The organism is Limnothrix sp. PR1529 (assembly GCF_002742025.1).
Classification (GTDB): Bacteria; Cyanobacteriota; Cyanobacteriia; order CACIAM-69d; family CACIAM-69d; genus CACIAM-69d.
Genome location: NZ_LIRO01000096.1, coordinates 47178 through 63250 on the forward strand (window position 1 = coordinate 47178; position 16073 = coordinate 63250).

The following is a 16073-nucleotide window of genomic DNA, read 5'->3' on the forward strand; positions in this document are numbered from 1 at the left end:
AGAATCCAATTGGAACCTAGAAACTGACGAATTTACCAGCCTACGAGCCAATGATGCCGCCGTCCTTCTTGCGAATCACCAGCGTGCAATCGCGAGGAATCCGACCGCTACCTTGGGGCGCTGGGAAATTGGTCTTCGCCGGGTTCCCATCCCCAGGGTGTTGCAGATTCACAAACATCGTGCGGCGATCGGGCGTAACCGTAATGCCCGTCACCTCACAGTCCGTAACCCCCGTCAGCAGGCGGCGAATATCACCCGTTTCCAGGTTGGCCACCAACAACTGATCATTCAGTCCCTTCTTCTGAGCACCATCGGTTTCAATGAACAGACGGCCATCGGGATCCGCCCACAGACCATCCGGGCTGCTGAACGTGCGCTCATCGCCGTTGCCGTGGGTATCCTTCGCCAGGATGAAAATATCCCAAGTGAAGCTAGTGCCCGTGTAATCATCGCTGTCGCGCCAACTGATGATGTGGCCATCGGGGTTGGGGCCCAAGGGATTCGCCGCATTCACCTGCGTGTCCTTGCGCTGGGTGTTGTTGGTCAGGGTGCAATAAACCCGTCCATTCGCCGCAGCCGTGATCCACTCGGGGCGATCCATCGGCGTTGCTCCCAGGGCATCCGCCGCCAACCGGGCATAGGTCAACACTTCCGCCTGATCGCTGAATTTGCCGCGCAGGGCCGGGTTGCTGATGTTTAGCTCCAGCCAACTGCCCGTGCCGTTGTCATTGAACTTGGCCACATAGAGCTTGCCTTCGTCCAAGGGGCTGACCCCACGGGCCCGCATCGATCGCCAGTTGTCCGCCGAAACGAACTTGTAGATGTAGTCAAAGCGCTCGTCGTCGCCCATGTAGACCACAATCCGGCCGCCGCGACCTTCCACCACTTCAGCCCCTTCATGCTTAATCCGACCCAAGGCGGTGCGCTTGACGGGGGTTTGGTTGGGGTTCATCGGGTCAATTTCCACTACCCAACCGAAGCGGTTTTCTTCATTGGCATATTCAGCGCTGGCCAAGTCAAAACGCTTATCAAACAGTTCCCAGCCATACCCAGCACCAGCCGCCGCAAAGCCGTAACGCTTTTGGGCGTTGGTCGTTTTCCAAGTGCCCGTTTTGGTTTGGGCGTTGTAGGTGCTGTCGCCAAAGTAGCCGTTGAAGTTTTCTTCGCAGGTCAGGTAAGTGCCCCAAGGGGTTTTGCCGTTGGCGCAGTTGTTCAAGGTTCCCAAGGGCGGGTTACCGGCAGCGGTGCGCAGCAGGGGGCTGTTGGCAGCGGGGCCGCTGAAGGTGACGGGGGTGTTCACATGGATCCGGCGCGATCGGGGGCTGGGCACTGCTTGCCACTTGGCTCCCCGCACCCGCCGAATTTCCACCACCGAAACCCCATGGGCGTGCTGTGAAACCCGCACATCTTCCAGGCTGGTGGGCAAGTTTTTGCCAATGACGTGGCTGTTGGTTCCGTATTCGTGGTTAATGGCCAACATCCCATTGTCATTGCCTTGATCCAACGGGAAATACCACATTCCATCGTGGCCAATACCGATTTGCTGGGCCTGTTCGGCCGAGCTGGGGCGACGGTTGGGATCCCCATTGTAGTTGGGGCCTTGGCCGGGGCCCTGCAAGGGGCTGCCCCAAGGAATCAGAATGTCGTACTCATAGGCGGAGGAGATGGCCGGCACCGGGCCCGAGCCTGCCGCAGCAGGGACGATCGGGAAGTCCACCAATTTCCGCGCTTGGGCCAACAATTCCCCACCGGCCAGACCGGCTTCGGGGTTAGCTCCCGTGGCCGCCGCCGCTCCTTGGGCCAGCAGTTTATCGCCAGCCAAGGCCGCTAAAAAGCCGCTGGCTCCCAACATGGCGCTGCGGGCCAAGAGGTTTCGGCGGGACAAGCGGGCGCGCAAAATGTCTTCAAAGGGGCGGTTGTTCGATCGATTGCTGATGCCGTTGTCGTGAATCACGGGTCTTCTCCTAGTCCTGGCGATGCAAGTGGTGGAAACAGGCTGATGAAGGGGCTGAGGCCGCTGTCTTCGCCGCTGTCCTAATCGAGGTCGCTGAGATAGTCCTGAGCTTGCGATCGCGTCATTTGGCCCGTATCCCAAGCCTGATCAATGGTTGCGCCGCGACCACCCACACCCCGAGGGCCCGTTTCCGGTTGCCCCGACTGCGTTGGGTTAGCCGGTTGCGCCGCCACCACAGAATCGGGCGGCTCCGCTGGCTGAGGATCCGGCCGTTGCAGCAAGCGACCGGACGCATAATATTGCGTCCAGGCGTTGACCCTTGGGTTTTGTTGCCACTGCGATCGGGTAACATTCACCGTCAAAATGGGCACTAAATTTCCATGGCGATTGCCCAACACCACAACCTGAACCATCGAAAGGGCCGGTTTTTGCTGAAATTCCCGCGCGATCGCCGCTTGGGCCATTCGTTCGGCTTGGGCCACTAAATCGCGCTGTTCGGTCAGGGTATAAATCGGCAATTCGAGAGTTAGATTGGGGGGGTTGGCCAGGGCCGGCTGATCAATCAAAGTCAGTCCGCTCCCAAAGTTCCAAGGCCCGATCGCGACGGGATTCAGAACAGCCATGCAAACTGAGGCCAATGCAAACCTAGCCAAGCTCATAAATTCAGCGACGCACGAGACCCATTTGCCAAGAAACCAACATCCACCATGTCGGCTTCCGCAAAGAGCCATAGACGCTCTTTACGCTAGGTTTCTTCAGTAAAGACAGGGTTAAGTGAAAACTGGATTTTGATTAACTTTTGGGATCTTTTGCCCTTAAGAAACCTTAATTCTCTAAATTGTCTTTTTCAAAAAATCCAAAATCAACTCGTTTTGAGATCTTGAATTTCTAAATCTTTTAGAAAATTTTTAGCAGTTACCAAGCTGTTAAGGAAAAGCCAAGAACTAAAAGCTTAAAAAGTTAGAATTTTTAGAATCTATGGATTTAAAAATATTCAATCAAACCCCAAAAATTCCCAAGAAAAAGGGCAGGCTTTTGGCCTTGCCCCTTTCAAAAAAACTAAGATTGATGCGCGACTTGCTCAACCAGTTAACGAAAACAAGAGTCTCAAACCCTTTGCTCCCCCCGCAACTGCGGGTGTTTGGCAAGTGCTGCCTAACTTTTTGCAGGTAGCTTCTACGCCAGGGCCGGCAGTGCCACCCGCAGGTGGGGATAGAGCGGGAAGCGATCGCACAGGGCCGCCACCCGATCGCGGCAGGCATCTTCAACTGACGCATCGGCCGCGTTGATCAACCGCTCGGCGATGATGTCACCGATTTCCGTGAATTCCGCCGCACCCATGCCGCGCGTGGTCATGGCCGGCGAACCCAACCGGATGCCGCTGGTCACAAAGGGCGATTGCGGATCAAAGGGCACGGTGTTTTTGTTGGCGGTGATGTTGATTTCACCCAACAGGCGATCGGCTTCCTTGCCGGTCATTTCGATCGAGCGCAGATCCACCAGCACCAAGTGGTTATCGGTACCGCCAGACACCAGCTTCAGACCACGCGCCTGCAACTGAGCACCCATAGCCTGGGCATTGGCAATCACCTGGGCAGCGTAGGTTTTGAAGTCCGGGCGCAGGGCTTCCCCAAAGGCCACGGCCTTGGCGGCGATCACGTGCTCCAGGGGGCCGCCTTGGCTGCCAGGGAACACCGACTTATCAAACTTCTTGCCCAACTCCTCATCACGGCACAGGATCAAACCACCGCGAGGGCCGCGCAGGGTCTTGTGGGTGGTGGTGGTCACTACGTCGCAGTAGGGCAGGGGGCTGGGGTGCAGGCCGGCGGCCACTAGCCCGGCGATGTGGGCGATGTCCGCCATCAGGTACGCGCCTACTTCATCGGCGATCGCCCGGAATTGGGCAAAGTCGATCGTCCGAGGATAGGCAGAATAGCCACAGATGATTAGTTTGGGCTTGTGTTCGATCGCCAGCTTGCGGATCAGGTCAAAGTCCAGTTGCTCGGTTTCGGGGCTTACGCCGTACTGCACCACGTTGAACCACTTGCCAGACACGTTCACGGGCGAACCGTGGGTCAAGTGACCACCATGGGACAAGTCCATGCCCATGATCGTGTCGCCCGGTTGCAGCAGGGTCAGGAACACGGCGAAGTTGGCCTGCGCGCCCGAGTGGGGTTGCACGTTGGCCCAAGCCGCGCCGAACAGTTCCTTCACGCGATCGATCGCCAGTTGCTCCACCCGATCGACGAATTCACAGCCGCCGTAGTAGCGCTTGGCGGGCAGGCCTTCTGCATATTTGTTGGTCAGCACCGAGCCTTGGGCCGCCATCACCGCCGCCGAGGTGAAGTTTTCGCTGGCAATCAGTTCCAGGTGGTCGCGCTGGCGCTGTAACTCGAGACCGATAATTTCGGCCACGAGGGGATCGGATTCGGCCAAAAAATCCAGGTTCGTGCGAGTCACGATGTCAGTTTCCTTGCTTGTTGCGTGGGGGTTGAAAGGGCTGGGGCGAGTGAGGGTCGCGCGATCGATCTGGCTCGGGTTTCGGGTTGCGAGCGCGATCGGCTAACTGTGGCGAAAACACCCCAAGCCAATCATCATACGGCCGATTGGACGGAGGGGCGATCGATCCATAATGGAATCAAAAATGCAATCAGCAGTTTCATCAGCCCCGACGGGGGCGATCGATCATGGTGACGTGGAAATCTTTAAGTGAGCAAGCCGAGCAACTATCCTGGCGAGATCGGCTGATGTTGATCTGGCAACTGGTGCGATCGCCCCGATCATTCTTGATCACGCAGGGATGAAGCGATGATCAAGGTGATGCCCCAGGGGTTCGATCGCGCTTTGCTTGTTCTTGGGCGGCTTCGTCCAGCTCTTCTTCTCGCTTTCGAGTTTTCCGCTCTGTATCCGTTTCCATCACCGATCCCATTTGGTTACTGAGATCTTCTAAGACTTTAGAGTCTAGTTCATTTGCGCTGGTAGATTGCAAACGACTGGGGTTTCTAATTGCTTCAGATAGATTGGATGCTCTTTCCACTAATCCAAAGAAAGATTCTAGATGACGAAGCGACTCAACTATTGTTGGTGCTTGACGGTTCAGCGCACCAATGTACATGGTAGTCATGATTGTGAATGTGCTGACCGTTTTGGTAGACCATGAGCCAACAGATTTTAGTAGTTGATGCATTCCATCAACTGCGTTGTTTAAATCTGCTTCAAAGTTGGTAAGTTCTTCGGGGGTAATCTCTGGCGTGATGAGGCTATAAGTGTTTGAAATTGGGTTATCTGTTTCGACTGTCAAGTGGGGCGAAGTCTGAGGATTTGAGCCAGACGATAAGCTACTAGCCACAATCGCCACAGGGGTAGTCATAACAGCCAGTGAACCCGAGCTAAGACCCAAGATGGCGCGAGTTTCGTCTAGAGTGCCTACAATTGCCTGCACCTTGGCGATACCTGAGTCGCAATCATCAGCTATTTGCTCGATTAGTCCTGGTAGTTGCTCAATATCGGTGTCCCAAATGGTCTGGGCAAGATCGATCGAGGATTCAGCCAGGTCAGTTAGCAGTTGAGCTTGTTTGAGTAAGTCGGCAACTACTTCTAGCAGGGTGCTGCGGTTAGCCATAAGGATTTAACGACCTGCAACATCGCGCATTTCTTCCACTAAATCTTGGGCTTTGCGATAGGTTTTTAGACCTTCTGCACAGAGATCATCAAGCTGCTCAATTTTTCTGGGAAGAGCCTCAAGATCCGTGGAAGGTAAGCGTTGAGCCTCAACGCGCATCTCTTCAGCCGCTTCTAGGACAAGCTGCATCGATTTCAGGAAATCTTGAACCAGGGGAAGTAACTGACTCATAGGACTTAACTCGGGGTACTAGACAAGGAAATATTGGTCATATCAATGTAATTATAAATTATGGTTCGCTTGATTCAATACTGCGGTTCTTAAGTTCTTCCCAGAGATTCAGTTCTGTGATCTGATCATCATCGGGAAAGCGGGGGGTCGCGATTTCTTTCAAATCATCTGCATCTCCTGCATAGTCTGGACCGCGGTAGATGCCACGACCTTTGGTTCGGGGTGAGATCTTGGAGGCATGGTCACTGCCTAGGAATCGCAAACTAACCGTGTCAGCACTGACCCGAAATACCAAGCGATCGCTAACATTGTTCAGCAAATTACTATCAATGACGTTCTCTTCTTTACTTTGAGTGCAAAAAACAATATTGGCTTTGAAGGCGCGACCCAATCGAACAACTTTATCGATATTGGCTTTGACTGACTTAGCAATCTCTTTTTGGTCACGATCATCATACAGATGGGCAAGTTGTGCCATTTCGTCAATGATTAATAGATTACGTTCCCAAGATACTGTATGGTTCTTTTGACTCTTTTCTTCTTGGTAGCGTCTCCTATCTTCAGGAGTGAGTTGCAAGAGATAAGCTAATTCTTCTTGAATGTTTTCGCTTCGATCATTAGATCGCTCTTCTGACTGCTGCCAAAAATTTTGAAGTAGTCGATCAAAGTCTGCGTAGTTTGTAATCAGCTTGATATTGGGAAAAACCGCGCTGACAACCTGAAAATCCATACCACCCTTAAAGTCAGCTAGCCAAATAGTGCGGTTGGGATTATGCCATAGCAATTGGTAGAGTAAAACCTTAAGAAAATTGGTTTTCCCAGCTCCTGCTTCGCCCGCAACAAATCGATGGGGCGAGGTCTTGAACTCAGAAGTAACGGGCTGACCATTGGCATCAGTTCCGACGATGTATTGATCGTCGTTGATGAGGTGACTGTAAGACTGAATTAGGGATTCTAGAGTATAAGTTTGGCTGAAGGGCTGGTTGGCTTCGGCTTGCTGCAAATTACGGTAGTGGTTGACCAGTTCAACGCAGGGGGTGATGAACCGTTCTGCGATCTCGATCGGGAGGTGATTGCTGAGGGGGCGCAGGTCGGCAACGATCGCAGCAGGGGGAGTATTGCTGTTGCGGAAAGTGGACAGCAGGGAACCGCTCACTCCACTGGATTTGGCGAGGGCACTTGGGGGACGGTTGGGCAAGATTTGCTTAAACTCGTCGGACAGCTTGGGTTGAGGGCCGCTGAGAGAACCATCACTGTAGCGATCGAGCAGGCCTTTTTTCGGTGGTCGGATGGCCTCATCAAAGGTCAGTTGCCCGATTTCGCGCTGGGGTTCTGACCAGGGCTGGGGCGGCATGGGTTGGCGATCGGCAAAGGTGCGGAGATGTTCGGCAAAGCGGGGATCGTGGGCTTCGTAAAGTTTGATGGCGGGGCGATCGCCACTCAGGGCCGTGTCAGTCCAGGCCGTGAGCAGATGGAGCGTATCGGCGGGGTGTTCGCTGAAGGCGCGAACGCTTAATTCATAAAGTTTGGCGGGTCGATTTCTGACTAAGTTTTGATAAAGGCTTAGGGTTTCAGCGTAGGGGGTGCGTTGGTCGGAGTCTAGTTTCTGGAGGCGATCGATTGCTTGGTGCAGGGCTTGATTCCAGGGGCGATCGCTTTGGTTAAGAACGACTTGGCTGGTGATTTCAACAAGCACTTGACCTCGGAGGCGATCAACCTGTGCGAGGAGGTTATCTAAGTTCCAGCGATGGGTGGGGGTGAAGCTGGGGGGACGGTAGAGCCGATGGGTACAGTCAAGGTGTTGATCGTCATCCCACTGAATTTCGGTGACAGCTTTTGCCCACTCTTGAGGATTGGGTGGAGGACTGTCATGCAGTGGCAACTCTTGAAGGTAAATTATAACTTCTGGAGTTAGTTGATTATCTAATGCATGATGATTGAGTTGTGGTGATCTACGAGAATCAAACCACACATGAAATGTAAACAATGAACTCTCAATAATATTCCTGAGACTATTAGGCATAGGTACAGTCTGTTCGTGAATAATTCAACAGAATTAATGTTTCGTTCTTATGCGGTAACACCCTGACAGCTATTAAGCTTTTATTCATAAGCCGTTACTAGGCGTACTGGATAGTGCCAGCTACTGGGTAATAATGTAAGGGGAGAAAAATTGGATGCGTAGTCAACAATGTCTTCTTACAAAAGATTATTTTTTGCAAGAAAATATCACGTTGCCAGGGACGGCCATGTGCTGAATGACAATATATTGATTTGATCGTATTATACAAGTCTTTTACATGCTGAAGCCTCATAATCAATCTTATCTTTTAGCCTTTGATAATACATTCGGTTGTTCTCATGATTTTTGATCTTTTTATCCCACTGCAAAGAAGCGAAGTGAATCGCGATTCGGATGACAACGTAAATAATAGGCATAATTACCACTACAACACCTACAATTGCAAGAAATGATGTGAAGAATAAAAAAGCTACAACCATCAGTGTCCATACTAAAAATGGTTTGATTTCTTCATTAGATGGGTTGCTTTTTTCAAGTTTTTCAATAGACTTATCGATCAAGTCAATTTCATACTGAATATGCTTTGACATATCGTCGGCGACTTCACTTAATTGTCGTAGTTCATGCGTCACAGAAAGTAGGGTTTCGTCTTGGGCAATATAGCTCATGCCAGGATCTGTCCAAGTTTTTACAAAAGCCTGGATGTAGTCATCATTCAACATCCTGTTATAGGCAATAGAACTTTCCAGATTTTCGAGATCATCTATAGCGCATAGCAAGACATTAATTGTCTTCTCAGCCTGAGAGTTGTAACTGAGTAACTTATCGCGAGTTTTTTTGAGGAGATCTAATTGACTCAGTTCAGAGTTTCTCCGCGATTGAAAAGACACAGTCAGCCTTTGCAAACTTGACTGGACATCAGTAGTTGAATTATGAAACATATGGCGCAAGCCAGCCAATATATCCTCTTTGAGTTTATAGTACCGGTCAGATCTAATTTTTAAGTCTTCTATTAACTCTGAAAAATCTGAGTCTGTGCTTGATAATAGGTCGGCTTCTGTCCAATTGTTGAGAGGACTAGCCTGATGAAGAGCTGATAGCATACGTAATATAATTTCATTTCGGACTATATTTTGATTACGATGTAAGTCCTGACGAACACACTGATTTAGTGACTCAAATCTTATTATTTCTGTAAGACGAGTCTCCAAAATTGCATAGCTTTTTAGATCATTTTCAATAGTCTCTAGCCAATTTTCGATATCAGAAGATGTTGCTGCTTTTATTTGTGCCTTGAGAAAGCTTATTGTAGGCTCTTCCTGATTAGAGACCTTTTGATTAGAGATTTTGGCAATTGTTTCAATCGCATTTATGCGCTCTGAATTTGAGATTTTATCGACAAAAAATCGTGGTGATTGTAGCAGTAGTCTATTGTCTTCTTTTTGATAGCAATAGCGCTTACAATAATCTAAAAACTTTGCATAAGTAGCGGTGACAGCAGCGCCACTGGCTTTAAAAGCTAGTTCTAACCCCAGCCAAGACAAATCTCCAATTAGCAAACTAACATCAATCGGTTCAAGCTTGGCTTCCGAAAACAACCTTTCAGCCGGGCCAAACGTCCAGAAGTCCAAGTAACGCTCGTACTCAACTGTATGTTGCTTTTGCGAGTCAAAACGCTGCACTCTGTCTTTTTGTACCAGCCGTTGAGCCGTAATTTCTCGTTGAAGTCGATCCGGGCTTTCCGTCAGCCCTCCAAAAAATGTGTTTCGTAAGATGCTGTTTGGATACTTCAAGTTTATGATTGCATCCGCCGCTGCCCAGCGAGTCAAATCGTTGCTGTACGGCCCCTTACCCAGCAGTTCACTCGCCAATATCTGCACCAGTTCTTGTGTATCCTCTGTCTCACAAGACTGAATTTCTTGTAACGTCTCTGGGTGGACAATCTGACCTAATCCGCGCAATGCTAAGGCTCGATAAGTCGAATCAGCATCACTTTTCAAGATTTCCAAAAATGCAAAAAACGCCACTTGAGGGCGGTCGATCGCCATCGCAACAAATAGCTCAATCCTATCACCCGGTAGCAGAAGTGGATCATCCGTTCCTGAAGCGCGTAGATCGCATAGCTTCAGCAGATCAGCCGCATTGTTGATGTAGGTTTTCACCAACTCAGCAGGCGTAACCGATCGCAGATCTAGCGACGAATCCATAGACCAGGGCCAAAATCTACATCAGATGATAAACGAATTTTCCGTGAGTCACCACAACAATCAGTAAAAAGGTAGGTAGTGCCTGTGAGGTGATGATTTTCTGTGACAGATCGCTTTCACCATAAGACTTTCATTAGCTCATCATTACTAAATTACGGCACTACCGAAGATTCGATCGCGAGCCAATTCCAACGATCATGCCTCCACCGTCATAACTGATGCTGTGGCAATGATTCAGGGTTAGTTCGTATCCCCGATCGCCACGAAGGCCGCCCAGTTTTGGGGCCCGGGATATTGCTCCCGCACCTGCAACATGGCCGATCGCAACGCCACCGCCGGATCACTGCCCGCTGCTCGTTCTGCATAGAACGCCTGCATCATCAGCGCTGTGGGTTCGTCCGGCACTTTCCAGAGACTCGCCACCACCGTCGGCACACCGGCCTTGAGAAACGCCCGTGCCAAACCGATCACCCCTTCACCGCTGACGGTTCCTCGGCCCGTGTCGCAAGCACTCAGCACCGCCAGCCGCGCTTGCAAATTGCGATCGAAGATTTCCGCGATCGTCAATCGCCCGTCCTCATTGCCGCCGGGAACCAGGGCCAACCAACTTTCCAACCCGCCATCGACCGTTCTGGGCACAACCCCATGGGTCGCAAAGTGCAGCAGACCCGCGCGATCGATCCGTTCTTTCACCTTCGATTCAGTGGCTTGGGCCCTAATTAAAGGCGTAGCATTCAGAGTTTGGGCGATCGCCCGGGCCTCCGCCTCTGCGCCCTGCAACGGGTTCAAATTGTCCGGCATCGGATTGGGATTTCCCACAACCAGTGCCGGGCCGTTGCTGGTTTGGGGACGGCGGGCCGCTTCCGCCAACACCGACACCGAAGGCGCAAAGGCCAGAGTGTGGCGATCGATCAAAAATTTGCCCGACTCATCCCGCAGGGCCGCAAAGGGAACCACCGCCAATTCACGGTGGGGAATGATGATCAATTTGCGGCCCGTTTCTGTGGGTAATAAATCAGCGATCGGCTTGATCAACAGGTCATAGCCTTGTCGTAAATCCGTGGGATTTTCAGTGATCCGTTCGTTGCCCGTTCCTCGTAATTGATTAGCAAGATCACTCAGGCCTTGATCATTGCCCCGCATACTGATTAACCGCAGGGTAACCGCACTGTTTCGCAAAGCTTCAGCCGTTTGACCCAGACCTTTTGCGGATTCGGGTAAGGGAACTTTCCGAAAGGAGATCGCCCCCTGAGGTGGAATCACCCAAATATATAGCTCTCCCCAAACGGCGGAATAGTGAATAATTGTGCCCTTTTGCTGTTGGGCGATCGACTGCATTTCAGCAGCCGTCAGGGATGAATTTTGGGATGTGGAATTGGATTGCAAAAAAGACAACAGCGATCGGGCCCGACCGCGATCGGCAACGACAACCGCTTCAGTCGTTTGATTCATGGCGATCAAGGTTCGTTGCAAAGCTTGATAAACATTTTGTTGGGTTTCCAGCAGCGAGGTGCGATCGCGATCGTTCTGGCCCAAATCAGCTTGAATTGCTTCCAACAGATCCAAGCTGGACTGCAACGCTTTGGCGGATTCTGCCAAGCGATTGGTATAGAAATTGGCAAGACCAAGATTACTGAATGTCATGGCTGCCACCTCGCGATCGCCAATGGAGCGGGCGATCGCCAAGGACTGTTCGTAATATTCAATGGCACGCTGATACTGATTAAGGGCGTGGTAAGCCATTCCGAGGACAGTCAGGGAGTAAGCGGCTCCTGCTTGGTTGCCAATTTTGCGTTTAATCGCTAAGGATTGTTCGTGATAGGTAATGGCGCGTTGATATTGCCCGAGGTCGTGGTAACTGTTGCCCAAACTGCTCAAAACCACGGCTTCACTTTCTCGATTGCCGATCGCCCGCTGAATGGCTAAAGCTTGCTCGTAATAATTAATTGCTTGCTGATGCTGACCCAAATTGTTATAGACATTGCCTAAATGATTTAGAGAAATGGCTTCTCCGTTGCGATCACCAATTTCGCGCTTAATCGCCAGGGCTTGTTCTTGATAATCAATCGATCGTTGCTGCTGACCGAGAGAATTGTAAATTTGACCAAGATTACTCAGAGAAATAGCTTCTCCATTGCGATCGCCAATTTCGCGCTTAATCGCCAGGGCTTGTTCTTGATAATTGATCGATCGCTGATATTGACCCAGTAGATTGTAAATAGTGCCAAGACTACCGAGCGAGATCGCTTCTCCCTGGCGATCACTCAATTGGCGATTGAGGACTAACGATTGATCATAATAATCAAGGGCACGCTGATAGCTTCCCAAGGATTGGTAGGCTAATCCCAAACTTCCCAGAGTTGCAGAAATTCCTCGTTGATTTCTGATAGCGCGGTCAATTTCTAGGGCTTGTTCGTAATAGGTAATGGCGCGTTGATATTGTCCCAAACGGTTATAGACATTGCCCAAACTGCCGAGGGAATCGGCCAGACCGGATTGATTGCTCAGTTGACGCTCGATCGCCAGGGATTGTTCGTAATAGGTAATGGTGCGCTGATAGTCTCCGAGGGATTGATAAACGTTGCCCAGGTTATGGATTGACTGGGCGACTCCCTGGAGATTGCCCCGTTGGCGATCGAGCGCTAGGGACTGCTCGTGATATTCAATGGCGCGCTGGTATTGACCCAAAGCATTATAGGCATTGCCCAAATTACCGAGGGCCGCTGCTTCCCCGCTCTGAGACCGAAGGGCGCGATAAATCTGAAGGGCGGCTTCCCAGGACTGAAGGGCCGCCCGAAACTGACCGGTTCGGTATTGTTGAATTCCCTGTTGCAACAGCCGATCGGCCGCTGGTTTGGAGGGCAAATCCGTAGGTGACTGGGCGGGTTGTGCCGATCGAACCGGCTGGAGCAGGGCGATCGCAGCAGTTGCGCCCAGCAGCCACACCAACCCGCCCAACCAGAGTCCACGCATAGCCCATTTCCCCCGCACTGGATCGCCTTGCCACCCACCATAGCCTCGTAGATTGGATTACGCTTGGCCTGGGTCGATCGGTCAAATAGTTATTGTTTGGGCCCATTCCGCCTCAAGGATTTCGACCATCAACCCTCCCCGATCGCCCCCTGACTGTGAGCCAAACACCACTGAAAAACCCGATGCAAACAACCCAAAACGATCGGCCAACTCCCGATCGCGTAGGGAGCAGATTCATAAACCTGTTGATCCGGATCTAAGCGATAAAACCGCCAAGTTTCACCATTAGTCACAATGCCAAACACCGGAATTTCTTGACCCACCTGGCGATTGTTCCACAGGCAAGCCGCCATCTCCACCAAACATTGCGCCAACCCCTGCTCAAAATCATCCTTCTTCGCCTCCACAATGCAGAGATAGGGGCGATCAAGATAATCCTTGCGATCGGTCATTAAATAATCCACATTGCCCGTCAGATCATCACTGCTGAGGGCGGCTCCCTTCCAAATTTTCAGCGCCGAATTAGGGTAAAGTGCTTCCTCACAAACCGCATCAATCAACAACTCCTTAGACTTTTCATAGGCACGGAGATCAAACGTTTGTTGCAGTCGATCAAGCCGTTGCAGAAAAAATTGGCTCGGTTCCTTCGGCACAAAATCAATCGCCCAAGGCTTGAGCATCACCAACCCTAAATGTTGATAGGCCTGAGAGAGCGTGAAACTTGAGAAGTTTTGTTTCTTGTTTTGTTTCTTGTTTTGTTTCTTGGATTGCTTCATTGTCCAAACCTCGATCGACCCCTTGCACCAACCATCATTCCATCATCCAGGTTTGGGCAGTGGTGAGAACAGTCCTGATGCCGCCAGGCGATCGCCCCCTCAACCAGTTACAGCCGACCGTTGATTCACCCCAACCGCGATCGCCCCGGCAGACCATGGCAGAATGAGAACCGGTTTTCCGTCCCAAATCGCAACCCGGTAACTGTCCTATGCCTCCCCGTTGGCCCCGTGAACCCGATCGCGCCGATCCTGAATATCGCAAACTTGACGATCGGATGACCTTTGCGACCCACGTGGCGATTTTTGCCGCCAGTAACTCGGGTCTGTGGTTTTTTGAAACCCTGAACCGGGCGAGTGATCCTTGGGCCGTTTGGGTCACCCTGGGCTGGTTGGGAGCCTTGACCCTCCATGGGGTTTATATCTTCGCGATCGCGGACTATTCCGCTTAGATGGGTTGCCCATGACTGCGCTGCTAGAGGCGATCGAACAAGTCCTGGATCATTGGGATCGTCAGCCCTTTGCGCCGGAACCCCTGGCCCAATTGCGGGATCTGCGTCGTCAATTGGCGGAACAGTGGCTGGCCACGCCGGACGCAGCCATGGCGACCCAATGGGAAACCGGCCGCGCCGCCCAAGCGGCCCTTTGGGATTGCAACTTGCGCTATGAAGCCTTGACCCCCGAGGAACGCCAGTGGCTGGAGCCGATCGAGCGGGAATTGGCCGCCACTTGGCCAGCTCCCCGCCTCCAAGCGGTTTGGGCGATCGCCCTCTATCAACGGGCCGAAACCTGGTTGCCCGATCTGCATGGGTTGCAACTGCCGCCTTGGGCGATCGAACCCTTTTTTGACTATTGCTTGGCTTTTCCCTGCTTTTTTCGAGAATTGGGCGAGGTCGATCGCTATGCCAACTTCACCATCGCCCTGGTGGACTATTTACATGAACAAATTTTCCGCTATCCACAATCGGCACAATGGCAAAAAATCGCCCTGACGTTTAGTAATTTGGCGAACCTTGTCCCGCTTTATTTTTGCGATCGAAACTTGCGATCGACCTTTGCCAAACGGGCCGCGATTTTGGAATTTTCCCTGCGGTTGGCGGGCCATCAATTGGAATATGACTTTGCACCCCGACCGCCCGATCGCCCCAAAATTCGACTCGGAATTCTGAAAACCAATTATTTATCTCATCCGGAAACCTTCACAACCTTTCCGGTGTTTGAATGGCTCGATCGCGATCGGTTTGAAGTGATTTTGTATGTCATTGATCGCGATCCAGATCTACTGGATGCCTATCAAAAACGCCGATCGGGAGATGCGATTGTGCCGCTGGTGGGCGATTTAAAACAACAGGTGGCCCGAATTCGGCAAGATGATTTGGATTTGCTGTTGGTGGCCACAATCGTCACCAATTCCCTACATCGGGTGTTGATGATTGGGGCCCATCGGTTGGCGCGGGTGCAGATCCATTCCGTTTCTTCCCCCGTCACCAGCGGCATGACCCATATGGATTACTACCTGTCGGGTCAGCTTACGGAAACCACCAGCGCCGCCGCCCATTATCAGGAAAAATTGCTCTGTGTGTCGGGGCCGGCCCACTGTTTTGACTATTCCTTGGAAGCCGCCGAACCACGATTAGTCATCGATCGGGCCAGTGTGGGGATTTCTGAGGGGGCGATCGCCTTTGTTTCGGGAGCCAATTTATATAAAACCATCCCCGAACAACGGGAAACTTGGGCGAAACTGCTGGCCCAGTTTCCTGATAGTTATCTCTTGCTTTGTCCCTTTGGAGCCAGTTGGAAGCGCAACTATCCCAAGGTGCAATTTTGGCGGCGCTTGCGGGAAACTTTGGCCGCCCACGGAGTCAATCCCGATCGAGCCATTGTGTTTGACCAACTGCCCAGCCGCGCCGATGTGAAAGCGGTGTTGCAACTGGCTGATATCTATCTCGATTCGTTTCCCTTTGGTGGGGCGAATTCCATTGTGGATGCGATCGAGGTGGGGTTGCCGGTGGTGGCCCGCGAAAGTGACTGGTTTCGATCGCGCCAAGGGGCTGCCATTTTGCGCGATGTGGGTTTGGGAGATTGGGTTGCCCGCTCAGAGGCAGATTACCTGGCTCTGGCGGGGCGTTTGGCGGCGGATTCAGCCCTGCGGCAATCAATTCGCCAGCACCTGACCCGAGCCTTGGCCCAGCCGCCGCGCTGCCTGGATAGTCGAGCCTACGCGGCCGAGGTGAGCCAGCAGTTGATGCGGGTGTTGGAACAGTGGCAGGGCGATCGGGTTGAGTGACCG

12 protein-coding genes are annotated in these 16073 nt (G+C 51.9%); 3 read left to right on the forward strand and 9 right to left on the reverse strand.

What is annotated here, in order from left to right; translation table 11 throughout:
* Positions 1-40: 40 nt before the first annotated feature.
* From AMR42_RS13690 to AMR42_RS13720, 6 genes are all read right to left on the reverse strand, one after another.
* On the reverse strand, positions 41-1954 hold the full coding sequence (locus AMR42_RS13690) for a PhoX family phosphatase (RefSeq protein ID WP_099534220.1): 1914 nt from the start codon (positions 1952-1954) through the stop codon (positions 41-43).
* An 80-nt stretch (positions 1955-2034) separates the two neighbouring features.
* The gene (locus tag AMR42_RS13695; RefSeq protein WP_143473095.1) at positions 2035-2577 is read right to left on the reverse strand and encodes a hypothetical protein; all 543 of its coding nucleotides are present in this window, start codon (positions 2575-2577) and stop codon (positions 2035-2037) included.
* A gap of 553 nt (positions 2578-3130) precedes the next feature.
* A complete protein-coding gene (gene glyA / locus AMR42_RS13700; protein WP_099534222.1) occupies positions 3131-4414 on the reverse strand; it encodes a serine hydroxymethyltransferase in 1284 nt (427 codons plus the stop codon).
* A 352-nt stretch (positions 4415-4766) separates the two neighbouring features.
* On the reverse strand, positions 4767-5576 hold the full coding sequence (locus AMR42_RS13710; protein ID WP_099534224.1) for a hypothetical protein: 810 nt from the start codon (positions 5574-5576) through the stop codon (positions 4767-4769).
* A 6-nt stretch (positions 5577-5582) separates the two neighbouring features.
* Complete coding sequence (locus AMR42_RS13715; protein ID WP_143473096.1) at positions 5583-5807, reverse strand: hypothetical protein; 225 nt, start codon at positions 5805-5807, stop codon at positions 5583-5585.
* Positions 5808-5865: 58 nt separating this feature from the next.
* Positions 5866-7161 carry an FtsK/SpoIIIE domain-containing protein gene (locus AMR42_RS13720; protein WP_158234483.1) on the reverse strand — a complete coding sequence of 432 codons (1296 nt, stop codon included), beginning with the start codon at positions 7159-7161 and terminating at the stop codon, positions 5866-5868.
* A 3-nt stretch (positions 7162-7164) separates the two neighbouring features.
* Here AMR42_RS13720 and AMR42_RS20575 point away from each other — a divergent pair, with 3 nt between their 5' ends.
* Positions 7165-7323, forward strand: a complete 159-nt coding sequence (locus AMR42_RS20575; RefSeq protein ID WP_158234484.1) for a hypothetical protein — start codon at positions 7165-7167, stop codon at positions 7321-7323.
* 767 nt (positions 7324-8090) lie between these two features.
* Here AMR42_RS20575 and AMR42_RS13725 read toward each other — a convergent pair.
* The 3 genes from AMR42_RS13725 to AMR42_RS13735 form a co-directional block, all read right to left on the reverse strand.
* Positions 8091-10037, reverse strand: coding sequence for a HEAT repeat domain-containing protein (locus AMR42_RS13725; RefSeq protein WP_143473097.1), 1947 nt, complete (start codon positions 10035-10037; stop codon positions 8091-8093).
* A gap of 240 nt (positions 10038-10277) precedes the next feature.
* Entirely contained in the window at positions 10278-13010 is a 2733-nt protein-coding gene (locus tag AMR42_RS13730; protein WP_099534228.1) for a CHAT domain-containing tetratricopeptide repeat protein, read from the reverse strand.
* Between the two features lie 128 nt (positions 13011-13138).
* Entirely contained in the window at positions 13139-13786 is a 648-nt protein-coding gene (locus AMR42_RS13735; RefSeq protein WP_099534229.1) for a hypothetical protein, read from the reverse strand.
* Positions 13787-13995: 209 nt separating this feature from the next.
* Between AMR42_RS13735 and AMR42_RS13740 the strand changes: the two genes are divergently transcribed.
* Both AMR42_RS13740 and AMR42_RS13745 read left to right on the forward strand, forming a co-directional pair.
* Positions 13996-14235, forward strand: a complete 240-nt coding sequence (locus AMR42_RS13740) for a 2TM domain-containing protein (protein WP_099534230.1) — start codon at positions 13996-13998, stop codon at positions 14233-14235.
* Between the two features lie 11 nt (positions 14236-14246).
* Positions 14247-16070, forward strand: a complete 1824-nt coding sequence (locus AMR42_RS13745; RefSeq protein ID WP_099534231.1) for a hypothetical protein — start codon at positions 14247-14249, stop codon at positions 16068-16070.
* Positions 16071-16073: the final 3 nt, after the last annotated feature.

What these genes read in the sequence shown, in the direction of transcription:
- AMR42_RS13695 (WP_143473095.1), bottom strand. Translation starts at nt 2,577, where the DNA reads ATGGCTGTTCTGAATCCCGTCGCGATCGGGCCTTGGAACTTTGGGAGC.
- AMR42_RS13710 (WP_099534224.1), bottom strand. Translation starts at nt 5,576, where the DNA reads ATGGCTAACCGCAGCACCCTGCTAGAAGTAGTTGCCGACTTACTCAAA.
- AMR42_RS13715 (WP_143473096.1), bottom strand. Translation starts at nt 5,807, where the DNA reads ATGAGTCAGTTACTTCCCCTGGTTCAAGATTTCCTGAAATCGATGCAG.
- AMR42_RS13720 (WP_158234483.1), bottom strand. Translation starts at nt 7,161, where the DNA reads ATGCCGCCCCAGCCCTGGTCAGAACCCCAGCGCGAAATCGGGCAACTG.
- AMR42_RS13725 (WP_143473097.1), bottom strand. Translation starts at nt 10,037, where the DNA reads ATGGATTCGTCGCTAGATCTGCGATCGGTTACGCCTGCTGAGTTGGTG.
- AMR42_RS13730 (WP_099534228.1), bottom strand. Translation starts at nt 13,010, where the DNA reads ATGCGTGGACTCTGGTTGGGCGGGTTGGTGTGGCTGCTGGGCGCAACT.
- AMR42_RS13735 (WP_099534229.1), bottom strand. Translation starts at nt 13,786, where the DNA reads ATGAAGCAATCCAAGAAACAAAACAAGAAACAAAACAAGAAACAAAAC.
- AMR42_RS13740 (WP_099534230.1), top strand. Translation starts at nt 13,996, where the DNA reads ATGCCTCCCCGTTGGCCCCGTGAACCCGATCGCGCCGATCCTGAATAT.
- AMR42_RS13745 (WP_099534231.1), top strand. Translation starts at nt 14,247, where the DNA reads ATGACTGCGCTGCTAGAGGCGATCGAACAAGTCCTGGATCATTGGGAT.